The organism is Pseudomonas sp. DWP3-1-2, from assembly GCF_049896285.1.
Taxonomy (GTDB): Bacteria; Pseudomonadota; Gammaproteobacteria; order Pseudomonadales; family Pseudomonadaceae; genus Aquipseudomonas.
Genome location: NZ_JAFCTZ010000011.1, coordinates 127,448 through 149,640, shown reverse-complemented (window position 1 = coordinate 149,640; position 22,193 = coordinate 127,448). Strand labels below are relative to the sequence as shown.

The window sequence follows — 22,193 nt, the reverse complement described above, 5'->3', positions numbered from 1 at the left end:
TCACGCAAGGTGCTGCCCATGCGCTGGATGCCTTGCTGAAGCACGCCCAGCTCATCACGACGGGTCACGGTCATGGTGTGGGACAGGTCGCCCGACGCGATGCGCTCCACGACTTCCAGGGTGTCACGCAGTGGCCGGGTGATCTGACGGGTAATGACCACGGCCGCCAGCACGCCAAGAATCAGGGCGAGCAGGGTGCAAGTGATTTGCAGGGTGCGCGCCTGATTGGCATTTTGTTCTTGAGCGTTGAGCTGGAAGTCGTACATGGCGTCACTCACTCGAGTGATCGCAAGACCTTGATCCAGGGTTTCCTTGCCGGCGTTGACCACATCTTCGTTCGCCACGGTAAAGCGCTGCACGGCGGCACGGTAGCCAGTCAGTGCAGCCTCAAGTTGCTTGAGTTTGTCGCCATGCTCGGCCCCGAATGTGGCGTTAAGTTGCTCCATGCCCTTGAATGCGGTTTCCAGCTGGCGAACCGCTTTTTCCTGAGTGGTGGCCGTGGCATTTCCGGTATAGCCGCGGACTTCATAGCGCACCAGTGCAAGGTTTTCCTTGGCCTTCATGATGTCTTGATAGGCCTTGAAACGCTCTTCGGAGGGCGGCATCGTCATGACGTCATCGATGATTTGCCCGATCAGTTCGGCGCCTTTGACGGCATACACCCCCATTTCCTTGCGCACCGCCGCATCGGCTTTATAGGCTTCGCGCATCTTGTTCAGCGACTTTTGATAGTCGATGGTCAGGCTGTTGATCTTTTGCAGGTCGCTCAGGTTGGTCGCTACGGTAAAAACCCCCGCCAGCTTCTTTTGCTGTGCATCGAATCGCGCCAGCGCGGCTTGTGCCTCGTCTGCGCTTTTCTCGTCACCTTTATCCACCACGTACTGCAAGCGGGCAGAGTTCACATTGTCCAGCAAAGCGTTGAGCTGGGTGATGTCGACCATCCTGTTACTGCGTTCAATCAGCTTGCTTACGCTGCTCCATCCCATTGCTGCAAGCAGGGCCGTCAGAGCCAGTACTACGCCGAAACCCAGCGCCAGTTTCATTTTGACGCTGATATTTGCAAACCACGTATTCATGACTCTCCTTGGACTGTCTGGCCAGAGCTGAAGCTGGAAGGCAGCGATAGCGATTGCTGTCAGGGCTATGCGCTGATTAGGGGGGCGTAAATTTAAGGCTAAATTGATATAGATGAATGTATGAATATCAAAAGTTATGGCAATAAGCCATTACTTTCTTGATCAAGTCTAAGGAGGGCTGGCTGAGGATCTTGCAAATACGTGCTACTGAAACGATCAAGCCCGGCTAGTTAGCCGGGCTTGATCGTTTTTTGCGTTTGAAGCTTATGAAGATCAGATCTTGAAATGACTGACCATCATTTGTAGCTGGCCACCCAGGCGGGCGAGCTCGACGCTGGAGGCGGCGGTTTCTTCACTGGCTGATGCGGTTTGTTCGGAGACGTCGCGCACGCTGAGGATGCTGCGGCTGATTTCCTCGGCCACGGCGCTTTGTTCTTCGGCGGCGGCGGCAATCTGCTGGTTCATCGCCTGGATATTGGACACGGTCAACGTGATGCTTTCCAGCGACGTACCCGCCTTGCGGGTCAGCGTCACGCTGCTGTTGGTCAGCTCGCGGCTGCTGAGCATGATGCTCGACACCTGACGCGTACCGTTTTGCAGGCCCGCCACCAGGGCTTCGATTTCCTCGGTGGACTTCTGGGTGCGCTGCGCCAGGCCGCGCACTTCATCGGCCACCACGGCAAAACCACGCCCGGCTTCACCGGCGCGTGCCGCTTCGATGGCGGCGTTGAGGGCCAGCAGGTTGGTCTGTTCGGCCACGGCCTTGATCACGTCCATGACCTTGCCAATCTTGTCGCTTTCCTGCTCCAGCAAGGTCATGGCGTCGGTGGAGCGCAGCACTTCAGCCGCCAGACGCTCGATCTGGACGATGGCTTCACCCACCACCTTGTCACCGGCGCGGGCTTCTTTGTCGGCCGTTGAGGCCGCTTCCGAGGCTTGTTCGGCGTTGCGAGCGACTTCGGCCACCGTGGCCGACATTTCGTGCATGGCGGTGGCCACCTGGTCGGTTTCGACCTTCTGGCTGTTGACGCCGGCACTGGTTTGCTCAGTGACGGCCGACAGTTGTTCGGCGGCGCTGGCGATCTGGACCACGCTGTCGCGAATGCTGCCGATCAGGTCACGCAAGGTGCTGCCCATGCGCTGGATGCCTTGCTGAAGCACGCCCAGCTCATCACGACGGGTCACGGTCATGGTGTGGGACAGGTCGCCCGACGCGATGCGCTCCACGACTTCCAGAGTGTCACGCAATGGACGGGTGATCTGACGGGTAATGACCACGGCCGCCAGTACGCCAAGGATCAGGGCGAGCAGGGTGCAGATCAGCTGCATGTTGCGTGCGTCGGCGCTTTCGATATCTCGACGTTCCAGTTGAATTTTGTACAGATCATCGCTGAGTTTCACGATGGTCTGACCTTGCACAGTCATTTCCTGGCGTGCTGTGGCGATAGTGGCGGTTGCAGCCTTGAAGGCTTGCAGCGCGTTGCGGTAGTTGGTCAGCGCGGTTTCCAGCTGATCGACGCGAGCGGCTTGGCTGCCGTTGAACACCGTATTGAGCGACTGCAAGCCCTGAACGGCGGTATCAAGCTGGGCAATGGCTTTCTGCTCGGTTTCTGCGTTTGCACTGGCGGTATAACCGCGTGTTTCGTAGCGCGCCAGCATCAGGTCTTCCTTGGCCTTGATGATGGTTTGATATTGTTCAAAGCGGCGCTCATCGTCTGCGGGCAACTTCAAGACTTCGTCGTTGATTTGCGCAATCAGTGCCATGGCATTTTCGGCGTTGGTACCCATCGTCCCACGCACGGTATTGCTGGTGGTGTAGCCGTTGCGCATGTCGTTGAGCGATTTCTCATACTCGGCAATGACGGTGCTCAACTGTTCCAGAAGCTTGATGTTGGCAGGGCTTTTGAAACTCTTGAGCAGTTTTTGTTGTTGGACCTTGAACCCGTCCAGAGCAACCTGCACGGTCTGGGCAACCTTGTCGTCACCGTTTGCCACCATGTACTGCAGGCGGGACACCCGAAGTTTGGTCAGCTCGGCATTGAGCGTCGTGATGTCGCTCATCCAGTTACTGCGATCAATGAGTTTGCCCAGGCTGTTCCAGCCTGTCAGCGCGAGAATGGCAGTAAAAAAGAGCACGACACCGAATCCTAGTGCCAGCTTCATATTGACGCTGATGTTAGCGAACCAGCTATTCATCGACTTCCTCCAGGAATGTCTGTTTTTTTAATGGGCAGCTGGAGCGTTGTTTTTTTAAGCCAGCAGGCAAATACCTGCTAGGTCTATCGGCGCAAAGTGCAATAGCTGAACGGATAGCTATCAAAAAAATGTCTGAACGGTTTTGATGGCGCGCAAAAGGCTGGAAACAGGGCGCTGCGGGCCCACAATCATCCGCTCAGGCTTTACCCACATGGGTACGCACGGGCAGGTCGCGCGCATACGACGGCCTTCTCGGCGCCCTGTTCAGGGCAGAGGCTGTATCGCGGGTGTCGCAGGCAATTTTCAATGCCAGCTTCATGACGTCTATGTCTTGCTCCAACGGTTTGATGGCGTCCGGGGCTGGCCGGGAAAAGCAGCCATGGGTCAGCGGCCCCATCCATGGCTCATCGATTTCCACCCACGGGCCGGGCTCGAACCAGTCGACTTCCATTAACCGACGCCTTACAACCTGGCCTGGATGAGCGCGCTCATGGGCGTCAAACCAATCGTCCAGACGCTCGTCAATCCAGCCATGAAAACACCAGAACACCGGGTGTACATGAGAAGAGAAAGAGTCCACGAGGCAGTCGTATTCCGTGGTGAACCATTTTTGCGAAAAATCTGCAGGCTCGCGACCGGCGGGCACCGGACTGCCATTGGCGGGATCGCGGGGAATGCTGGCCCATCGCATATGCAGCCAGTCGTGCAAGCCCAGTTCCAGCTCTGAGCCAAATTGCCCCAGGGTCAGGCGAGATAAATAATCGGCATCGCTATAGCGCGATTCCCACATCTGGAAATTGGTGTGGAATGTTTCCGGGCTTTTGATCAGCTCGATACCTTCGGTGAACTTTTCATCGGACGGGGTCAGCCATGTAGGAGGAACCGAGCAACCGTCGACATTCTCAAAATAACGCGCAAAGCCCACCCAGTCACGCTCTGCCGCTGGCTGAGGCAGGGGAAAGTGCCTCCAGGCCGGTGGCGCGTTCAAGGGCCGGGCGATGGTGAGCATGTGCCGGTGCATGAAGAAAAAATCGACCCCGGAACCGTTACGGTCCATATTCCGGCCCCGGGCATGGCGCTCGGCGTCCAGCGGGCCGGGCTGCCAGCCCAACCCGCGCAATGCATTGCGGCGCGCTTCGGAAAGCTCGTGCCATCTGTCCCGCGAGGCGTGCCAGAGTTGGTGGTACAACCGGTTTTCCGTCGCCGTCGCCCAAGCCACGAATTCGGGGCTGGTGACCATGCGTTCATGGGCTTTGGGAAAGGCGTGTTTGAGGGCAGTGATGGCCAGTTTTGACCCCATCAGGCCTGTCTGGGGATCAACGCGCTGGATGTGCCCGATCAGGACATCGGTCCCTGAGGCATTCAGCGGTTGAGCGTCATCTAACATGACGGTGAACTCATAACGTGGCGTATACCGGGCGGCATCCCGGTCCAGAAGCCGCCAGCGAATGAGGCCCGGCGAAGCCCCCATCAGGTCACCCACGATCTTGTAACGCGGAAGCGCCGGAGCCCTTAGATTCTCCGGGGTATCCATAAAACCCCGCAGGGCACGGCCACGTTCGGCCGAATCAAGAAACAGCTCCAGCCCATCGGCAGGCAAGCCATGTAACTCTTCGGCGTCGCCGGTGATTTTTAGGGTCCAGATGCCCCGTAACCGACTGCTCAGACGCTGAATAGATAGCTCAGCGGGTTCGACCCGCGCTGGCGGCGGCGTCCCGTCGTGTCTCTCAAGATAATTATGGATTTTACGGCCACCTATATAGCTCGCAGGTATCAAAGCGCCTGTGATAGCTAACCCAGCCAGGACACTGCGTCGAGTCAAGTGCATCCCAATATTCCTTTATCAAGATCAGCCTTTGTTTTCGCCGAGCATCCGCCGATCGAACTTCGGGGGTGTTCAACGCTGATGGCTTGTCGAAATCAAGGAATAGTCGTTTTATTGACTGCTTACAAGAACTTTAAAATAACGCCAAGTTATTGGCATGTTGGAGGGTGATCGACTATTTTTTTGATTGAAGAATCACTCATAAAAAGGTCGCAAGGGCATGCGGATTGGGACTTCCAGGTGGGTGACTTGAAGTGGGGTGCATGTGTTAACAAAATGAAACAGGTATTAACCGTTGATGCAAAAATCAACTTCCAGAAAGAATAAGCCCGGCAAAAGCCGGGCTGGGGAAGAGCAGGGAAGGGATCAACCCAGACGGTTTGCACCCACGCGATCAGCACCATCGGCAGCCAGGCGATTTGCACCGACGTGATCGGCACCATCAGCAGCGACGCGGTTTGCACCGACACGGTCAGCACCATCAGCGGCGACACGGTTTGCACCGACGCGATCAGCACCATCAGCAGCGACGCGGTTTGCACCGACACGGTCGGTACCGTCAGCAGCGACGCGGTTTGCACCGACACGGTCAGCACCATCAGCGGCAATAACAGACGTGTTCAGCTGTTCGTGGCCATTCACGGCTGGCAGGGCGAAAGCGCTGGAAGCCAATACGGAAAAAGCCAGGCCGAAGATCAGTTTTGAAGTTTTCATGGTCGTTGCTCCAGATCGATTAAGTGGGGTGTTAACTCGGTATGGAGGCAATGCTACGCCGCTGGAATTTATTAAGAAGTCAATGCGATTGGTACTGATCATTGGTGAAATTGATAGTTGAAACAATGTTCAATGATCAGCCATGGCGGGGTGACATAAAGACTGACCAGCCGTGTGTCGTCTGCACTGATGAACAGTGGGCAGAGGTGGCATGATGACAAGGTTGTTTGGCAGACCCCGGCTGCAAGCCCGCAAGGGCATTAGTACCGTGCTGTAAGTCTGATGGAATTCCGAAGGCATAAATGAGTAGTTGCGTGAATAATGCCCCGTTACCTGCACGATACTTTACCCGCCTCTACAGCCCCTGGTTTTTACCCGTTGGCGTTTTGCTGATTGGCGCGATGCTTTCCTATGGCGTGGGACGACTCGATAACGAGCGCCAAAGAAACAGTGACCGCGCCAGAGTTGCTCTGAAACTCAACGGTCTGGCTGCACAACTGGAAAACTACACGCGTTCCGCTTTTAACGAAACTGAAGGTATTGCCCAGCTGCTAAGCGCCGATGGTTTTATTTCTTCGACGCATCTGAGCAGCATGGCACAGGGCGCTATTGATTCGGCGCCCTACATACATCACTTGGCTCTGGCCCCCGATGACATCGTCAGTGATGTTTACCCCTTGGCGGGCAATGAAAGCATTATTGGCCTCGATTACCGCACCCTGGCCGGTCAGTATCCTTTGTTGGAAAAAGCCCGCTTGTCAGGATCAGCTCTGATTGCAGGCCCTCTGCAACTTTATCAAGGTGGCCGGGCGCTGATTTATCGCCGTCCGGTTTTTCTTTCCGGGCATAAGGGTCGTAAGCGTTACTGGGGCAGTATTTCGGTGGTCGCTGATCTCGATTGGCTTTTGCGGGACGGTGGTATCAGCGCAAACAACGGTATGGCGATTGCGCTGCGTGGGCACGACGGTCTAGGTGAGAACGGCGACATCATTTATGGCGACCCGGCGCTGTTCAATGCCCAACCCATCCTTGTTTCAGTGAATATCCCAGGGGGAAGCTGGCAACTGGCTGGCCAGCCCATTGGCGGATGGCCTCCCGTTCCCTTACTGGACTCCCTACTGTTTGTCATGGCTTTGGGCGGCACGCTGCTGCTGAGTCTGTTTGCCTTGCAGATCAGCCTGAGCCACCGATTGGTTCGCCGGCGCAATGCAGAACTGTGGCAGGAAATCACCGAGCGCCAGATCATCAAGTCGTCGCTGATACAGAGTGAAGACCGGTTTCGCGCACTGTTCGAGCGTTCTCCTGATCCGATCTGGATCGTTGGCCAGGATGGCGTGATCAACCTGGCCAACTCAGCGGCCTTGCGGGCGCTGGGTTTTGAGCCTGAAACGTTTCACGGCATCACCCTGAACGACATCTCCCCCGAATTTCAGCCTGAGGGCCAGCGATCGGCAGAACAGATAAAAGCGTTGCTGGACCAGGCGCATAGCGAAGGATCGTTGCGCTTCGAATGGCTGCACAAGCGCGTCGATAACAGCCTGTTACCTACTGAAGTCACGTTATGCACGCTGCAACTGGCTCACGAATACGTGACCTATGCGATCGTGCGCGATATCTCCGAGCGCAAGAGGGCAAAGCTTGAGCTTGAGCGCCTGGCTCATTTCGACGCCATAACAGGGCTGCCCAATCGGGTCTCGTTTTACACCTATCTGGCAGATGCTATCGACCGAGCGACCCAGGCCGAGACCCACCTTGCTGTGCTCATCCTTGATCTGGATGGTTTCAAACTGGTCAACGACAGCCTGGGGCATCCCATGGGTGACCTGCTGTTGCAGCAGGCCACCCATCGTTTTACCGATGCCGTCAGACCCGGAGACATTGTGGCCCGGCTGGGGGGTGACGAGTTCGCTTTCATCCTCTATGACCTGAGCGATGCAGCGGATGCCATTCCCGTGGTGAAAAAGCTTTTGCAGTCCTTGCATAAGTCCTTTGACCTGCAAGGCACTGCAGCGTTGGTGACGGCAAGTATCGGAGTCGCCATGGGGCCGCAGCACGCGGTCACGGCACAAGGCCTGCTGACCCAGGCCGATACGGCGATGTACGCGGCAAAAGAGTCCGGTCGCAATGATTACCGGTTCTATCAGGCGCAGATGACCACGCTTATCCAGGCCCGTGTTGCCCTTGAGAGAGCTTTGCGCCACGCCCTGGAGTGCAACGAATTCGAGATCCTGTATCAACCCAAACTCGATCTTTGCAGCGGCTGCATTGCCGGCGCGGAAGCGTTGATCCGCTGGCGAAACCCAGAGTTGGGCCTGGTCTCGCCCGCTGATTTCATTCCGTTGGCCGAGCGCACCGGGTTGATTATCCCGATTGGCGAATGGGTACTGGATCAGGTATGCAGCCAGGCGCGGCGCTGGCGCGCGAGCGGACGGTTCAGCCAGCGCATAGCGGTCAACGTCGCTGTGCTGCAAATCGAGCGCAGTGACTTCGTGGAAACGGTCAGACAAGCCTTGCAGCGTCATGACCTGCCACCCCAGGCGCTGGAAATCGAAGTCACGGAAAGCCTGGTCATGGATCGCCAGGAACTGGCGCAGAACGTTCTGGGGCAATTGCAGAGAATGGGCCTGACGGTGGCCGTGGATGACTTCGGTACCGGCTATTCCTCACTGGCTTATCTGAAAGACTTGCCCATCGACAATCTTAAAATCGACCGTACGTTCATTTCCGATCTACCCCATGGCGCTGCCTATATCGCCATCACCCGGGCAATCATCGACCTGGGCCATGCCCTGGGTTTCACCGTTACCGCCGAAGGGATCGAAACACCGGAGCAACTGGCGTTCCTGCAAGGCGCCGGCTGCGATACCGGGCAAGGTTATCTGATCAGCCGGCCCATGCCCGTCAGCCAGTTCGAGGTATGGCTGGACGGTGTTTCTGCAGTAAACACGCCCAATAGGCGTGAGCTTGCTCGCGATAGTCTCAAGCCAGACAGCGGCGCTGTAGACGGCTAAATCCCATCGCGGGCAAGCGCTTGTGCACGAATCCGAAGACGATCAAGCGTCCTTTAGCGTATTGATCACCGGTGGTTCATCCTTTTTGCGGATCAGGTCCTGATGCTGGAAAGCTTGGGCAATAGTGGCGCGCAGCTCCTTGTCGTCCCAGGGTTTGGTGAGGAATTTGTAGATTGCGCCCTGGTTGATGGCATCGGTCACGGTCTTCAGGTCGGTGTAGCCCGACAGCACAATGCGCACGGTATCGGGGTACAGATCCTTGACCCGGCTCAGGAACTCGGTGCCGTTCATTTCCGGCATGCGTTGGTCGGAAAGGATCACATGCACGTCATGCTTGGCCAGCAAAGCAAAAGCATCTGCGGCGTTTCTGGCGGTCAGGATCTGATAACCATCGCGGCGCAGCACACGACTCAACGCGCGCAGGATGTTCTCTTCGTCATCGAGCAGCAGCAAGGTTTGCTCGCCGGCACTGATTCCTTTGTTCGGGCGTTGCAGCTGCAGAAGTTGCTGCTGAAGCAGGAAGTTCTCCAGATCCTTGAGTGGCATCGGTTTGGCGAAGTAATAGCCCTGAAAGGCGTCGCACTGATTTTTCTTCAAAAAGTCGAACTGCGGTTCATTCTCGACCCCTTCGGCAATCACCTTGAGACCCAGGTGGTGGGCCATGGAAATGATACCCAGGGTAATTGCGGCGTCGCTGCGGTCGCTGGTGATCTCCTGGACGAAGGATCGGTCAATCTTGACCTTGTCGATGGGCAGACGCTTGAGGTAATTGAGGCTGGAAAAGCCGGTGCCGAAGTCATCAATGGCGATATGCACACCGATATCCTTCAGCGCCTGCAGGGTCTGGATGGCCTTTTCGGCATTGTCCATCAGCACCGACTCAGTGATCTCCAGTTCCAGCAGTTCGGCGGGTAAACCGGTTGTTTGCAGGGTGCTTTTCACAAAATCGACGAAGTTTGCCCGCTGGAATTGCAGCGGAGAAATGTTCACGGCCATGACCTGATTCTTCCAGCCCTGATCGAACAACAGGCGCGCATGCTGGCAGGCGGTAATCAGCGCCCACTCGCTCAAAGGAATGATCTGGCCGGTGTCTTCGGCCATGGGAATGAACTGGACAGGCGGGATAAAACCATGCTCGGCATGGTGCCAGCGCATCAGGGCTTCGTAGCCGGTTACCCGCGCGCTGCGTGCGTCGATCTGCGGCTGGTAGTGCAGTTGCAAGGTCTGGGCTTCGATTGCCTTTTGCAGTTCGTTGCGCAGGTAAACCCGCTCGCTGACCTTCTGGTTGAGGTCTTCGGTGTACCACTGATAGCTGTTTTTGCCCTGGCGCTTGGCTTTGTACATGGCCAGATCGGCTTGCTGAATCAGGTGCATCGGCTGCTCGAGGGTGCCATCGGTCAAGGTAATGCCCATGCTGGCGGTGATCTGCAGTTCAGTGCCCTCGATCGTGTAGACCCGTCCGATGTTTTCGATCAATCGGTTAGCCACCTGCAATACATCTTCGGCCTTGGCCAGGTCCGGCAGGATGATAATGAATTCATCACCGCCCAGACGCGCCACGGTGTCGCCTGGGCGCACCTGTTGCTCCATGCGGCGGGCCACTTCGATCAGGATCAGATCGCCGATGCTGTGCCCCAGACTGTCGTTGATCGGCTTGAAGCCGTCCAGGTCGATGAACATCACCGCCAGGGTCCGCTTGTAGCGACGGCTGATCTTGCAGCCCTGAATCAAGCGGTCTTCCAGTAACGCGCGGTTGGGCAGCCCGGTCAACACGTCATGGCTGGCGTTATGAGCCAACTCTGATTCGAAGCGTTTTTGCTCGGAGATATCGCGCAGCGCCACCACCCAGCCTTGCGGGCCTTCGTCGTTGATCAACGGCGCACTGTCGAAGGCCAGGTAGCGCTCGCCCTGGGGCAGGCGCCAGCGGCTGACTTCGCCGTGATAGCTGCTGGTGCGTGCGCTGTGCTGGCTGTCGCTGAGGGCAAGCGGCAGATAATGCCCCAAGGCCTGGCCCACCAGTTCGTCAGCCGTCTGGTTCAGCAAGTCGGCGGCCGTGGGGTTGATGAACGTCAATAGCCCTTGGCGATCCACCGCCAGCAAGCCTTCGCTGACACTGTTGGTGATGGCTGACGTGAACTCCAGTTGTGTCTTCAGACGCCGCTCGCCGGCCAGTACGACTTGTACCAGTTGACTGTTTTTCATGACCGCCACGGCCATTTGCGCAAATTGCTGAGCAATGGCCAGGTCGTCCTGATCGAACTCGCCTTCGTATTTGTCCGAGAGCTGCAACAGGCCCAGATTGGTCCCGTCATGGTCCTTGAGCGGTACCGCCAGCCAGCCGCGCTTGGTGGGCGCGGCGCGGGTCAGCAGAACCGGCTGGTTGGTGTCGCGGATACTGGCGCTGAACGCCAGGTCATCGCTGGCAATGGCGTCATGGGGCGAGTCGGCATATTTCTCGGACAAAGACACTGAGTGAATGGCCGGGACGCCTTCTGGCGTCTCGTTCAAGTCGATGACCGACTGGTGGGCGCCCAGCAACAGCCGCAAGCGCTCGGCCATGTAATCGAGCAAGGTGTCGGTGTGGTTGTGACTGTTGATGATGCTGTTGATGTTCACAGCGGTGTCGCTCAAACCACCCAGCAGCTCGGCCTGATGCTCGGAGTGCTGCAACGCCTCGCGCAATGCCCGAAGCATGCGGTTGCGCTCGCTGAAGTCCTTGGCGATACCGAAGCCGCCGACGACTTTCTCGTCAATGATGATCGGCAAGTGCGTCAGGCCCACGTCGATCAATTGGCCATCGCGAGTGCGCAGCAGGCCTTCGTCGCGCAGCGAGCCGCCGGTGATTGTGGTGCTGATGTAGTCAGCCAGTTTCGAGGGGTCTTCGTTGTGCACCAGCAGGGACAGATGCTCATTGAGCAACGCCTCTTCGCTGTAACCTGACAGCTCGCAACCGGCCTGGTTCATGCTGGTGAAACGGCCTTGCAGGTCGAAGGAAAACACCGGGTCCGGGTTAAAGGTGAACAGTGAGCGGTAACGTTGTTCGCTCTGTTGCAGGCGTATCCGATCATTCAGGTGCTCAATGGCCAGGGCTGCCAGCTGACCGGCTGTCTGGATCAGCTGCAGTTGATCGGTCGTCGGGGCAAGCGGGATGCGGTGATACATGGCGAACGACCCGAGTATTTCGCCGCGATGGGAGATCAGCGGGACCGACCAGCAAGCCTGCAGGTCATTACCCAGGGCGATCTCGCGCAGTGCCAGCCAGAGCGGATCACTGTCAATGTCATCACTGATAACCAGTTTGCGTCGGAAAACGGCGGTGCCGCAGGCGTTGTGCTGAGGGCCGATGGTCATGCCATCAAGCTGTTGGCTAAAGGCCGTGGGCAAGCTTGCCGCTGAGCCGAGCAGCAGGTGCTTTTGCTCCTTGTCCACCAGCAGCACCGAACACATGCTTTGTGCGGTCTGGGATTCGGCCAGTACGCAAATGCTGTCCAGGATCTGCCCCAGCGCCTGATCGGTGGAGATCATCGTGAGAATGTCCCGTTGCGCCTTGGCGAAGCTTTCGCTGTCCACCAGAGGCGTGACGTCATGGGCCATGGCATACAGCGTACGCTCGCCGGCAGACCAGCGTGCCGACCAGTGCAGGTGGACGATGGTCCCGTCCTGACGTCGGCAACTGCCGCGGAAGTTGTGCCGCTCGCCGCCCTCGACCACGCGATGCAGAGTGCTCTGGGTTAATACCCGGTCTTCAGGCAGCAGGTAATCGAACAGCGAGTGGCCGATCATTTCTTCCGGACGATAACCCAGCACGCTGGCTGTTGAAGGGCTCAGTTGGGTAAAGCGGCTGTGTTCGTCCAGCGAGCACAGGATGTCCTCGGAAAACTCCATGATGCGCAGGTTCAGCGCCTGCAGGCTGGCATGGTCACGCAGGCTGGCCTGCAGCGCCTGGTTGGCGGCATGCAGATGCTGGGCGTGCTTGATCGCCAGTCGGGACAGGCGCTGGCTGGTCATGATCAGGAAACTGAAGATCAGGCCCAGGCCCAGGATCAGGTTGGGCAAATACGCCACGGCGAAGCTGTCAGTGGGTTCGTGATTGGCGGTGTGTTGTTGGTTGAGCAAGTACCAGGTCATAACTGTTGTCAGGGCGCCGATCAGGCCGACACTTATGGTCAGCCGATCAAGTAATTGCGCACGCTGCTCAGGAAGGCGCGGCAGCAGGATGAGCGCCACGCCCATCAGGAAAATGAACAACTGAGCAATGTCATTGCTTTCGAGCATGAAGCCGCTGTGTTTGACGTCAAGGCCGGAAAACCATGAGCTGGTGTGGGTTAAGACAACCAGCACTATCAGAGCCATGCCGCTTGTTTGAGATAACCATCGCCCCCCTGCTCCACGGTGTGAAAAAGCCAGGGCCAGCCCCACGCCGATCAACAGCCCGGCCGGTAGACTGGCCATTCGCGACAGGTGACTTACCCATGAAACCCCGGGTTCGAGCCCGGAGACAGCATTGTGGCCCAGCGTATACAGGCAAAGCCCAACCAACAGGCTGCTCAATAACGCCGCGAGCGGATACTGACCATGAGCCGCGCTGAGCAAGCCGGCGCAGACCAACAACGCCGCCAGGGAGACATCCGAAAGAGGCACCGAATTCAAGCGACTGGAAGGATCGACAAACAAAAAGCCGATCAATCCGATAACGCTAAAAGTAATCAGGGCGGAGGCAACGAGGTGGATGAATATCTGGGCGACTACGTAACGGTTTTTCATCACATTCCTTACATCACGGCTCGAAGGTTCAACGACTTGCAGGGTGTGATTTCAAACGAAAAAAGTGTCATGCCTGAACTTTTGAGAAGTAGGGTTCAGGTTGGCGCAGGGGGAGCCAGAAGCGAAAGCGCGAGCCCTTGCCGGGCGTGCTATACACCTCAAATCGACCATGGTGTTTTTGCAAAATGTTGTACGACAGGGTCAAGCCCAACCCGGTACCCTGCCCGACCGGTTTGGTCGTAAAAAACGGGTCATAAATGCGGCTAAGTATTTGCGGTTCGATGCCTTTTCCGGTGTCTTGTACCTCCACCCAGGCCCAATCGCCCTCGTGACCGCACCGCAAGGTAATCACACCAAACTGTTCGATGGCATGAGCTGCATTGATCAATAGATTCATGACAACCTGATTAATCTGCGACGCGATGCATTGCACCTCGGGCATTTCAGCAAATTCGCGGATGATGTCTGCCTTGTATTTCAGTTCGTTGTTGACCATGTTCAACGTCGATTCCAAGCCTTTGTGCAGATCGACCCATAGAAACTCGTCTTCTTCGATGTGAGAGAAATCCTTGAGTGCGGTGATGATTTTTTTCACCCGGTCAATGCCATCTTCGGACTCGGCAATTAATGCTTCGACGTCGTTGCGAATGTAGTCATATTCCAGACTTTGCTTGAGTTTGCGTAACTCATCCAGGTTGCTCACCGTATCGACGGCATCAATGATACACAGCAAATCTTCGACATAACCGGCCAGGGTTTTGAGATTGGAAAAGACATAACCAACGGGATTGTTGATCTCGTGCGCGACGCCTGCGGCAAGCTGGCCTATTGCCGCTAGGCGTTCCGATTGCAGCAACTGGATATGGGCTTTTTCCAGTTTGTCAGCAATTTGGTCCAGTTCCAGCTGTTTGGTATTCAGGGCCTCAAGCGTTGCGCTCGGAGGCTCATGAGCTTGGGAAAAGTCTGTACTGTCATAGAGCATCAGCCCGAAACAGAGCGCTCCATCACCTTGAGTAAATGGGAACAGCAACGTACTTTGCAGCACGGGCGGTGCAGGGTTTGGCGCCGTAGAGCCGGGCAAGCGAATCAGATAAGGCGTTTCTCGCCATTGGGTGTAGATGTGCTGCCCGTCACTTCGCACCCGACTGACCAGGGCGTGGAAATGGGAGGTATCCGCTTCAGGAAAAACGCTGACAAGCGGTAAGTTAAGCGCATGAATCAACGCTTTCTGGCTGGCGACAGTGATAAAACTATTCCAATACTGAATGCGTAATTCAGAATCCAGAATAATAATGCCTACATCCACCGGCTCACTATAAGCTGCGCTGGAATAAAATTTCCCACCTTCCATGCCAATCCTCGTTACCTGCAACACCTAAGGGCCGAGAAGACGCTACCGCCTAGCGAACACGTTCAAATGGGTTCTGCTAATTAATTATGCACTTTATCGAGTTTTTTTCGAAAATTTATTCTGCGTTTCAAAAAGACAAGGTGCTGAAGGTGCGGCCAAACGTCGATGAACAATTCGAAGGGTTGTTCACGATAAAACCCTTCAACGGCTTTTAACTGTGTAAACCCTGTCTCGTCAATAAGCGTTTTAAAACCGCTGTCAGCGAGGATGGGTAGAAGTCGACAAGAAGCAGCTCCCCTTATGAAATGGGCCTCTGCCCTTCCCTCCTCCCTGAGCATGCCCCTGAACGCTGTCACGCTGGGTGTGGGTCGTGATGTGGGGCTGCACCGCCATTAATCCTTAAATTGCCTATAAATAAAGGATCCCAAGGTTTTTGTACGCAGAGGGAGCATCCGCGTACATTGCGGTGTAGAATTTGGCATCCATCGACCTAAGACTCAGAAGAATCAAGAATGAGCAAACTAACGCAGTCCTTCGTCAGAACCGTTGAAAAGCCGGGTAGCTATCACGACGAGCGTGGCCTGATTCTGCGAGTCAGTTCCCAGGGCACCAAGAAATGGCTGCTGCGTTATCAGCTCAATAACCGGCGTCATGATCTGGGGCTGGGTTCGTTTCCGGCCGTGTCCCTCAAAGCCGCAAGGCTTGCGGTCGACACCCACCGACTGGATCTGTCGCAGGGTATCGATCCGTTGAACAAACGGATCTTGCTGGACGCTGCGCAAACCGTGACGCCCCTGGCTTTCGTGACCTTTCGCGTTGAAGCTGAACGCTATATCAGCACCCACCGTCAGAGTTGGAAAAATGTCAGGCACGCACAGCAATGGTCGCATTCGCTACGCGATCATGTGTACCCGCTGTTGGGCGACATGCCGGTGGCCAGTATTGATACCGAGCATGTCCTGGATGTGCTCATGCCCATCTGGACCCATATCCCAGAGACGGCCTTTCGCCTGCGTAACCGAATAGAGCTGGTGCTCGATGCCGCCAAGGCTCGTAAATTACGCGAAGGTGAAAATCCTGCCCGCTGGCGTGGCCATCTCGACAAACTGCTGCCCCGGCAGAAACACTTGAAAATGCCGTTTTCTTCAATGCCGGCAGATCAGTTAGGGCCCTTTGTTCGCCGCCTGGACAGCTTGGCCAGCACGGCGGCAAGAGCGTGTGAGTTGTTGATCTACACCGCCTGCAGAAGCTCGGAAATCTGCGGTGCACGTTGGTCAGAGTTCGATCTGGCGGCCGGGTTATGGACCATTGATGCGGCTCGAATGAAGGCCGGCAAGACTCACCGGGTTCCGCTGTGTCAGGGCGCCCTCCAGGTTTTGGAACAACAACAAGGCAAACACTCGGTGTATGTATTCCCCAACGCCCGCCAGTCCGCGGGCCTGCCGGGCAATGCACTCAGGCGCGTCATGGAGCAACTGCAGGCCAGCGAATTTGTCCCCCACGGCTTTCGCTCCACCTTTCGTACCTGGGCTGCAGAGAACACACTTTTCCCCCGTGAGGTCTGCGAAATGGCCCTGGCCCACTCCCTGGAAGATAAAGTCGAAGCCGCCTACAACCGAGGCGATTTGCTGGAAAAGCGCCGACAACTGATGAATGAGTGGGCGGCTTTTATCCAGGCCGAAGCGGCTCAGGTGTTCAATCCGTATCAGGAACCAGATTAAGCCCGAGCTGAGCATCCTCTGCCGGAGGGGTCTCAATGGGGGTTTTATGGACGTTACTGGAATACGTCGATGGAACATCGCTGGTTCTGCTGACCGGCACGATGGCTTTGCGCTGACCGACAAGGTCATCCGGGTTCAGGTACAGGTTCATGCGCGGAATGACTTCGATGCGTGACTTCTTGTCCGGCCGCTCGGCCTGGCGAGCATGCCTGTCGAAGTGGCGCAACTCATGAACCGTGATCGGCTGTTCACCGGCGAGAACGAACATCGGCAAGTTGCTGTGAATCATCGCGTCATACCGGGAGCTGGCCGAAAAATACACCATCGCTCGTGGATGTGGGGCGACCTTCTTGTACTTGATCAGACTTGCCTGGTCAGACAGGTTGACGATGCGACGCAGCTCCGCGCCGGCCAAGGTCTGGCCGATATCAATGCTCTCCTTGGCTGACTGCTGCTCGGCTGCCTTGCTCAGCAACTCCCGGACTTTGCCCACCGCAATGCGTTCGCCTCCCGTGGTGTGCCCCGCCCAGGTAAAAACAATCAACCTCGGACAGATATCAAACACCTGGGTATGCCGCGCCAGCTGCTTCATGCTGAATTGCGCCCCCAATGCCTGCCGCAGAATTTTGGAGCGCGCGGCAGGTGCCAGGTTCAGCTCGATGCGGGTCCGTTCTATCGCCATCATCAGCTCATCTTTCAGCTGATTGATCTCTTTCACCCAAGGCAGGACGCTCCTGTTGAGCGCCAAGTAACCCGGCAAACGCATCACCGTCCCCGGCGCCTGGCCCGGCATACGTTCAAACTGAGTCATCGCCCTCATCGTTGCTTCAACCGCTGCGGAACCTTCCAGCGCATGAGCCTCAATCAGATCAGGCGCCTTCTGCTCCGCCAGCAAAGGCAGTTGCCACACCTTCGCAGAAACGACCCAGTCAGGCCACATCTGGTTAAAGGCATGGAGTTTAGTGACCAGATCCGCGTGAACCGCAGTGATGTCCGAGAGCATATTTAAAACACCTTCATTAATACCACCCCTAGCATAACTTTTATCTCAAGCAAAATCACCTTATTCCTTAGAGAGCCTATCAAAGCAGGGAGAGGAAAAGCAGTAATCGGGACGACGGGCTGCTAGGGGTGGTATTGCTTGTGTTAGATAGATAGCCAGCTATATAGCTAGCTATCTTATTTCTTTGTTACCTCACCCACCCAAGGAGAACTCGCCTCTACACCTTGGGAGTGAAGATATCGCATAAAAGCTAGCTAGCTATATAGATATGTAGATATGTAGATATGTATTTACTTGATGTTGTAATGCTTTTTCAGAAGCTGCTGGATGATGTCTGTCTCTGTGACACGTTTTCCAGTCTTGGCTGATTCCTGGGCTGCACCCAGTTTCAAGGCATTGGCGATATCCCAGCGCAGTCGAAACAATTTCTGCACCGTAGGCTCTGGCTTGAATGCTTCTATAACGTAGGACGTAGTTTCTTCAACGGCGGCGCTCACTGGCGCCGGACGGGGTTTGGACAAAGCCTTGTCGGCCTCCCCTCCTTCAAGAAAATCGTTGGGATCTTTATTAAAGCTTTTGATATCTGGTTTTGACTTGATCATCCCAACACCTCAGAAAAAAACGCGTTCATTTCCTGGATGGCTGCATGGTCACGTTTGAACTCATGAACGACAGCGCCTTCGCTGATGCAGCGTCGAAAGGCCACACGTTCACAGATTTTGGTTTTGAATACGGTGAATGCCTGCTCTTCAAGGAATGCCAACATTTCACCTGTGTCCTTGGTGCGAGTGTCCACCCTGGAGAGCAACATGCGCACATCCAGATTAGGATTGTAATCTCGGGCCAGATCCACGACGGTCAACAGGTCAGTCATGGCAGCCGCGTCGAACGAACTGGCGCCTACCGGGACGATGACCACCTCGGCCAGGAGCAATGCCGAACGCAGGCCTACGGAATCACGGCCACCGGCATCAACAACAACATGTTCATACGAGCTTGCCAGTTGACGACCTTCAGAGTTGATCGCCTTTCCTTGCAAACAAACGGTTGTCGGACTTGGACTGTATTCGGGGTTGTCACGACGCCAGGCTGCCCAGCTTGCTGCGCTACCTTGAGGGTCACCATCGATCAAAAGAGTTTTTCCGCGTGTTGCCAGCATCGTTGCAAGGTGAACAGCTGTTGTGGTTTTGCCAACGCCGCCCTTGGTATTTACACAAGCGAAAATGGTCACTGTGGCTCTCCTTCATATGTATAGCTATCTATATAGCTATGAGACAGCTAGCATTATAGCTATCTATATAGATAGCTATCTACACCTCAAGGTACCCGTTTCAGTAATGTTTTCCTTATTTTTGTGTAGGACATGTACCTGGCAGCTGACGGACGTTTCTTAAATTTTTGAAGGATTGGTTACTCTGAGTCGTCGATGTCCGATGGATCCTGTGCCGTTTCCGGGACGTAAATCGACGTTGCTGAGGGGGTCTGTTCAGCGAGCAGTACCCCTGTTCCGGCGAATATTTCATGCAACCAGCTGCAGACATTCTGTTCAAATCCATTGGGAAGGCATCCATCGCCCTCTCAGCGGCTCAGAAAGCTGTTCTTTACGCACCAGCTCGGCAAAGGGTGAAATCGTCGTCTGTGCGAGCTCTGAGGAGCTTACTGGATGATTTTTCGTTTGCTGTGTGGCTTTTGATTTTCCAAAACGAGAAAAAATAAGCTTCACGCCCCTTTTTAAAATCTTTTTTTCTTGTTTTTAAGCTTGTTTTTAAAGCTTGTTTTTAGCACCTCTACAGGCCTTGATTTACGTGGCCTCCAGCGGTGCATCGACTACAGATTCCGGCTATACGACTACAAATTCCGGCTATGCGACTACAGATTCCGGCTGTTACGACTACAAATTTCAGCTATTACGACTACAGATTCCGGCTGTTATCCACAGGCAGTGTTTCCCCCCGATCGTATCGGCAGCACGTCCTGAAAGGCAGGTAACGACTACAAATTCCGGCTATGGGCCGTAAGTGCTTGAAGCAACAGTGGATATTGGCTGGTCTGGCGCTTCTATCGACTACAAATTCCGGCTATGGCACTGGCTGGTGGCATTATCGCGAGGTTTAGCCAAGGTTACATTCAGAAATTCTTTTCCTACACGTTGCGAATCCCGGGTAACGACTACAAATTCCGGCTATGCCAAATGCAGTGCAACGACTACAAATTCTGGCTATGGCATAAGGCCGCTATCGACTACAGATTCTGGCTATGGCCAAAAGCTAGCCTATCGACTACAAATTCCGGCTATAAAACGCCAGGAGAAATTTCTCGCTCAAGCTTGTTACTATCGACTCCTCACTGCGCCAGGATTAGTCGATGACCACCAGAGAACCTTCATCATTGCTTGTGACCAAAGCCAATGATTTGATAAGTGCTTCCTATCGCCTGACCCTCCAGGAACAGCGCCTGCTACTGGCAGCCATCGCCCAGGTAGATCCTCGCAAGCCCATGCCCTCCAAGATCACAGTGACTGCAGCGAGCTTTGCAGAGATCTACGGCGTACCTATCCGTTTTGCCTATACCAACCTCAAGGAAGCCGCGGACTCCCTCTACGAGCGCGATATCCAGACCTTCGACGGCAAGAACCGCACACGGATACGTTGGGTCTACAAGGCGGCGTACGCTGAAGGTGAGGGACGGGTGACCCTGAACTTCACTGTTGATGTCATCCCCTACCTGTCGATGCTCAACAGCAAGCTCACTTCCTACGATTTGCGCCGTGTGGCCAACCTGAATTCAATGCACAGCTTCCGGTTGTTCGAACTGATGATGCAGTTCAAAAGCACAGGGGTGCTCATCATCGAGGTCGAGAAGCTGCGAATCCTGCTAGACCTCGGGGACAGCTACAAACGCTTCAACAACCTGCGGCAGCGTGTCATAGCGCCTTCGATCAACGAGATCATGGCCAAGTCCGGAATCAGCATCTCGTACCAGACCATCACCGAAGGCAAGACGGTCAAGAGTCTGGTGTTTCGTTTCCAGGAAGCCGCTCAGATGCGGCTTCCTTTGGGGAACGCGATGGACGTTATTCCGGCTGAACAGGTGGTCGTTGTTGAAGAATTTCCATTAAAAACAGATGGTTAACCGTTTTTTAGATAGCTATCTAGCTAGCTATTAGGATTATAGCTAGCTAACTGAATGGCGTTTTTTGTCATAGCCGGAATTTGTAGTCGATAGCCCTCCTTTCCAGCCGTCAGGCTTTGTCCGGCACACGCCTCCAAGGCTCGTGCCAGACCTCTCCATCGTTGCTGTCCACGTGCTCACCAGGTGCTCACTGTACCTATCGCGCGGTTTTCTCTGCATTTCTGTACTTACGACCCCGGTAAACCTGACTAAAAACCCTGCTAGATAGCTAGTTATATAGCTAGCTAGATATATTGATAGCTAGTTATATTGACCGTTTCTCAGAAATGACACATAGCCGGAATTTGTAGTCGATAGCCCTATTCACGGGGCTTTCAGGGCATATTTTGGGTCGTAGATGAAATGGCGAGGTATCTGCAGTTCTTTCTTGAACTGAACGGGAAGGGCGGGCGAGATAAGGAATTGCGCTGCAAACGGCGGGTCGTCAAACGTTCGTCCTCTATCAGGATTCGTGCTCAACGTTTATGCAGGGAATATTCCGACTCATTGCATAGCCGGAATTTGTAGTCGATAGGTCGCAGATCGTGCAAGTGACGGCAGAGTTTCCTACCGCCACCGCTTACGAATCAGCGCACCTTGAAGCGATTCACCAATGTCACCAGCCGCGCATTGGAAGCGAGCAGGGCTTCGGTGCTCTTGTCTGCCTGCTGCCCGCTGCTTACCAGATCACTGACCATATGCCGGATGGCAACCATGTTCTGGTTGATCTCCTCCGTCACTGCGCTTTGCTCTTCAGCTGCGGTAGCGATGTGGGCGCTGAGGTCATGGATGCGCAGCACTGAGCTGGCCATGCCGTCCAGACCCTCGTTAACCCGTGAAGTCCGATCGGCCGTGGATTCGCAGCTGGCCTTGGTCTTGACCATCGCACCTACGGCGTCGTTGACGCCTTGTTCCAGTTTGACCAGCATCTCGTTGATTTCCGAAGTGCTCTGTTGTGTACGCCCTGCCAGGGCGCGTACCTCGTCAGCCACCACCGCAAAGCCACGACCCTGCTCGCCGGCACGGGCCGCTTCAATCGCCGCGTTCAGTGCCAACAGATTGGTCTGCTGGGCGATGCCCCCAATCACACTCAATACATCAGTGATGCGCTTGGCGTCGCTCTGCATGCCCTGGACGTAATGCGTAGCGTTCTCCACTTCCTCGACCAACGACAGCACGCTCACGGACGCCTGATCGACCACCGTCTTGGACTGTTGCGCGGCGTCATTGACGCTTTGAGTGAAGCTCGCGGTTTCGTTAGCGCTTTGGGCAACACTGTCAGCCGTCGCGCTCATTTCGTTGATCGCTGTGACTGCCTGATCTGTTTCTGACGCATGCCGGTCCAGAATTTGATTGGTGTG

Annotated in this window: 12 protein-coding genes and 1 pseudogene; 3 read left to right on the top strand and 10 right to left on the bottom strand. The window is 55.4% G+C overall.

Going from position 1 to position 22,193, the window contains the following annotated elements:
- From ACP7B0_RS20365 to ACP7B0_RS20350, 4 genes are all read right to left on the bottom strand, one after another.
- The coding region (locus ACP7B0_RS20365) for a methyl-accepting chemotaxis protein (RefSeq protein ID WP_426143434.1) at positions 1-1,076 on the bottom strand (1,076 nt) is incomplete at its 3' end.
- A gap of 273 nt (positions 1,077-1,349) precedes the next feature.
- Positions 1,350-3,137 (bottom strand): methyl-accepting chemotaxis protein, encoded by a 1,788-nt coding sequence (locus ACP7B0_RS20360; protein ID WP_426143441.1) that lies wholly within the window; start codon positions 3,135-3,137, stop codon positions 1,350-1,352.
- 331 nt (positions 3,138-3,468) lie between these two features.
- Positions 3,469-5,100 (bottom strand): PvdJ/PvdD/PvdP-like protein, encoded by a 1,632-nt coding sequence (locus ACP7B0_RS20355; protein ID WP_426143433.1) that lies wholly within the window; start codon positions 5,098-5,100, stop codon positions 3,469-3,471.
- Between the two features lie 363 nt (positions 5,101-5,463).
- Positions 5,464-5,811: a hypothetical protein gene (locus ACP7B0_RS20350; RefSeq protein ID WP_426143432.1), complete on the bottom strand. Its 348-nt coding sequence runs from the start codon at positions 5,809-5,811 to the stop codon at positions 5,464-5,466.
- 314 nt (positions 5,812-6,125) lie between these two features.
- Between ACP7B0_RS20350 and ACP7B0_RS20345 the strand changes: the two genes are divergently transcribed.
- Entirely contained in the window at positions 6,126-8,822 is a 2,697-nt protein-coding gene (locus ACP7B0_RS20345) for a bifunctional diguanylate cyclase/phosphodiesterase (RefSeq protein ID WP_426143431.1), read from the top strand.
- Positions 8,823-8,864: 42 nt separating this feature from the next.
- Here ACP7B0_RS20345 and ACP7B0_RS20340 read toward each other — a convergent pair whose 3' ends face one another.
- Both ACP7B0_RS20340 and ACP7B0_RS20335 read right to left on the bottom strand, forming a co-directional pair.
- Positions 8,865-13,586, bottom strand: coding sequence for an EAL domain-containing protein (locus ACP7B0_RS20340; protein ID WP_426143429.1), 4,722 nt, complete (start codon positions 13,584-13,586; stop codon positions 8,865-8,867).
- 67 nt (positions 13,587-13,653) lie between these two features.
- Positions 13,654-14,937, bottom strand: coding sequence for an ATP-binding protein (locus ACP7B0_RS20335; RefSeq protein ID WP_426143428.1), 1,284 nt, complete (start codon positions 14,935-14,937; stop codon positions 13,654-13,656).
- Positions 14,938-15,449: 512 nt separating this feature from the next.
- Here ACP7B0_RS20335 and ACP7B0_RS20330 point away from each other — a divergent pair.
- Positions 15,450-16,658, top strand: coding sequence for a tyrosine-type recombinase/integrase (locus tag ACP7B0_RS20330; RefSeq protein ID WP_426143427.1), 1,209 nt, complete (start codon positions 15,450-15,452; stop codon positions 16,656-16,658).
- Here ACP7B0_RS20330 and ACP7B0_RS20325 read toward each other — a convergent pair.
- From ACP7B0_RS20325 to ACP7B0_RS20315, 3 genes are all read right to left on the bottom strand, one after another.
- A complete protein-coding gene (locus ACP7B0_RS20325) occupies positions 16,633-17,661 on the bottom strand; it encodes a DNA replication terminus site-binding protein (protein ID WP_426143426.1) in 1,029 nt (342 codons plus the stop codon). The two genes, ACP7B0_RS20330 and ACP7B0_RS20325, sit on opposite strands and share 26 nt — an antisense overlap.
- A gap of 290 nt (positions 17,662-17,951) precedes the next feature.
- Positions 17,952-18,263: a hypothetical protein gene (locus ACP7B0_RS20320; RefSeq protein WP_426143425.1), complete on the bottom strand. Its 312-nt coding sequence runs from the start codon at positions 18,261-18,263 to the stop codon at positions 17,952-17,954.
- On the bottom strand, positions 18,260-18,892 hold the full coding sequence (locus ACP7B0_RS20315; protein ID WP_426143424.1) for an AAA family ATPase: 633 nt from the start codon (positions 18,890-18,892) through the stop codon (positions 18,260-18,262). Before ACP7B0_RS20315 ends, ACP7B0_RS20320 begins: the two co-directional genes overlap by 4 nt.
- Before the next feature lie 1,133 nt (positions 18,893-20,025).
- On the opposite strand from ACP7B0_RS20315, the gene ACP7B0_RS20310 reads away from it, so the two are divergent.
- Positions 20,026-20,793 carry a replication initiation protein gene (locus ACP7B0_RS20310; RefSeq protein WP_426143422.1) on the top strand — a complete coding sequence of 256 codons (768 nt, stop codon included), beginning with the start codon at positions 20,026-20,028 and terminating at the stop codon, positions 20,791-20,793.
- A 626-nt stretch (positions 20,794-21,419) separates the two neighbouring features.
- Here ACP7B0_RS20310 and ACP7B0_RS20305 read toward each other — a convergent pair.
- Positions 21,420-21,965, bottom strand: a pseudogene (locus ACP7B0_RS20305) (methyl-accepting chemotaxis protein); the annotation flags it as partial.
- Between the last annotated feature and the right edge of the window lie 228 nt (positions 21,966-22,193).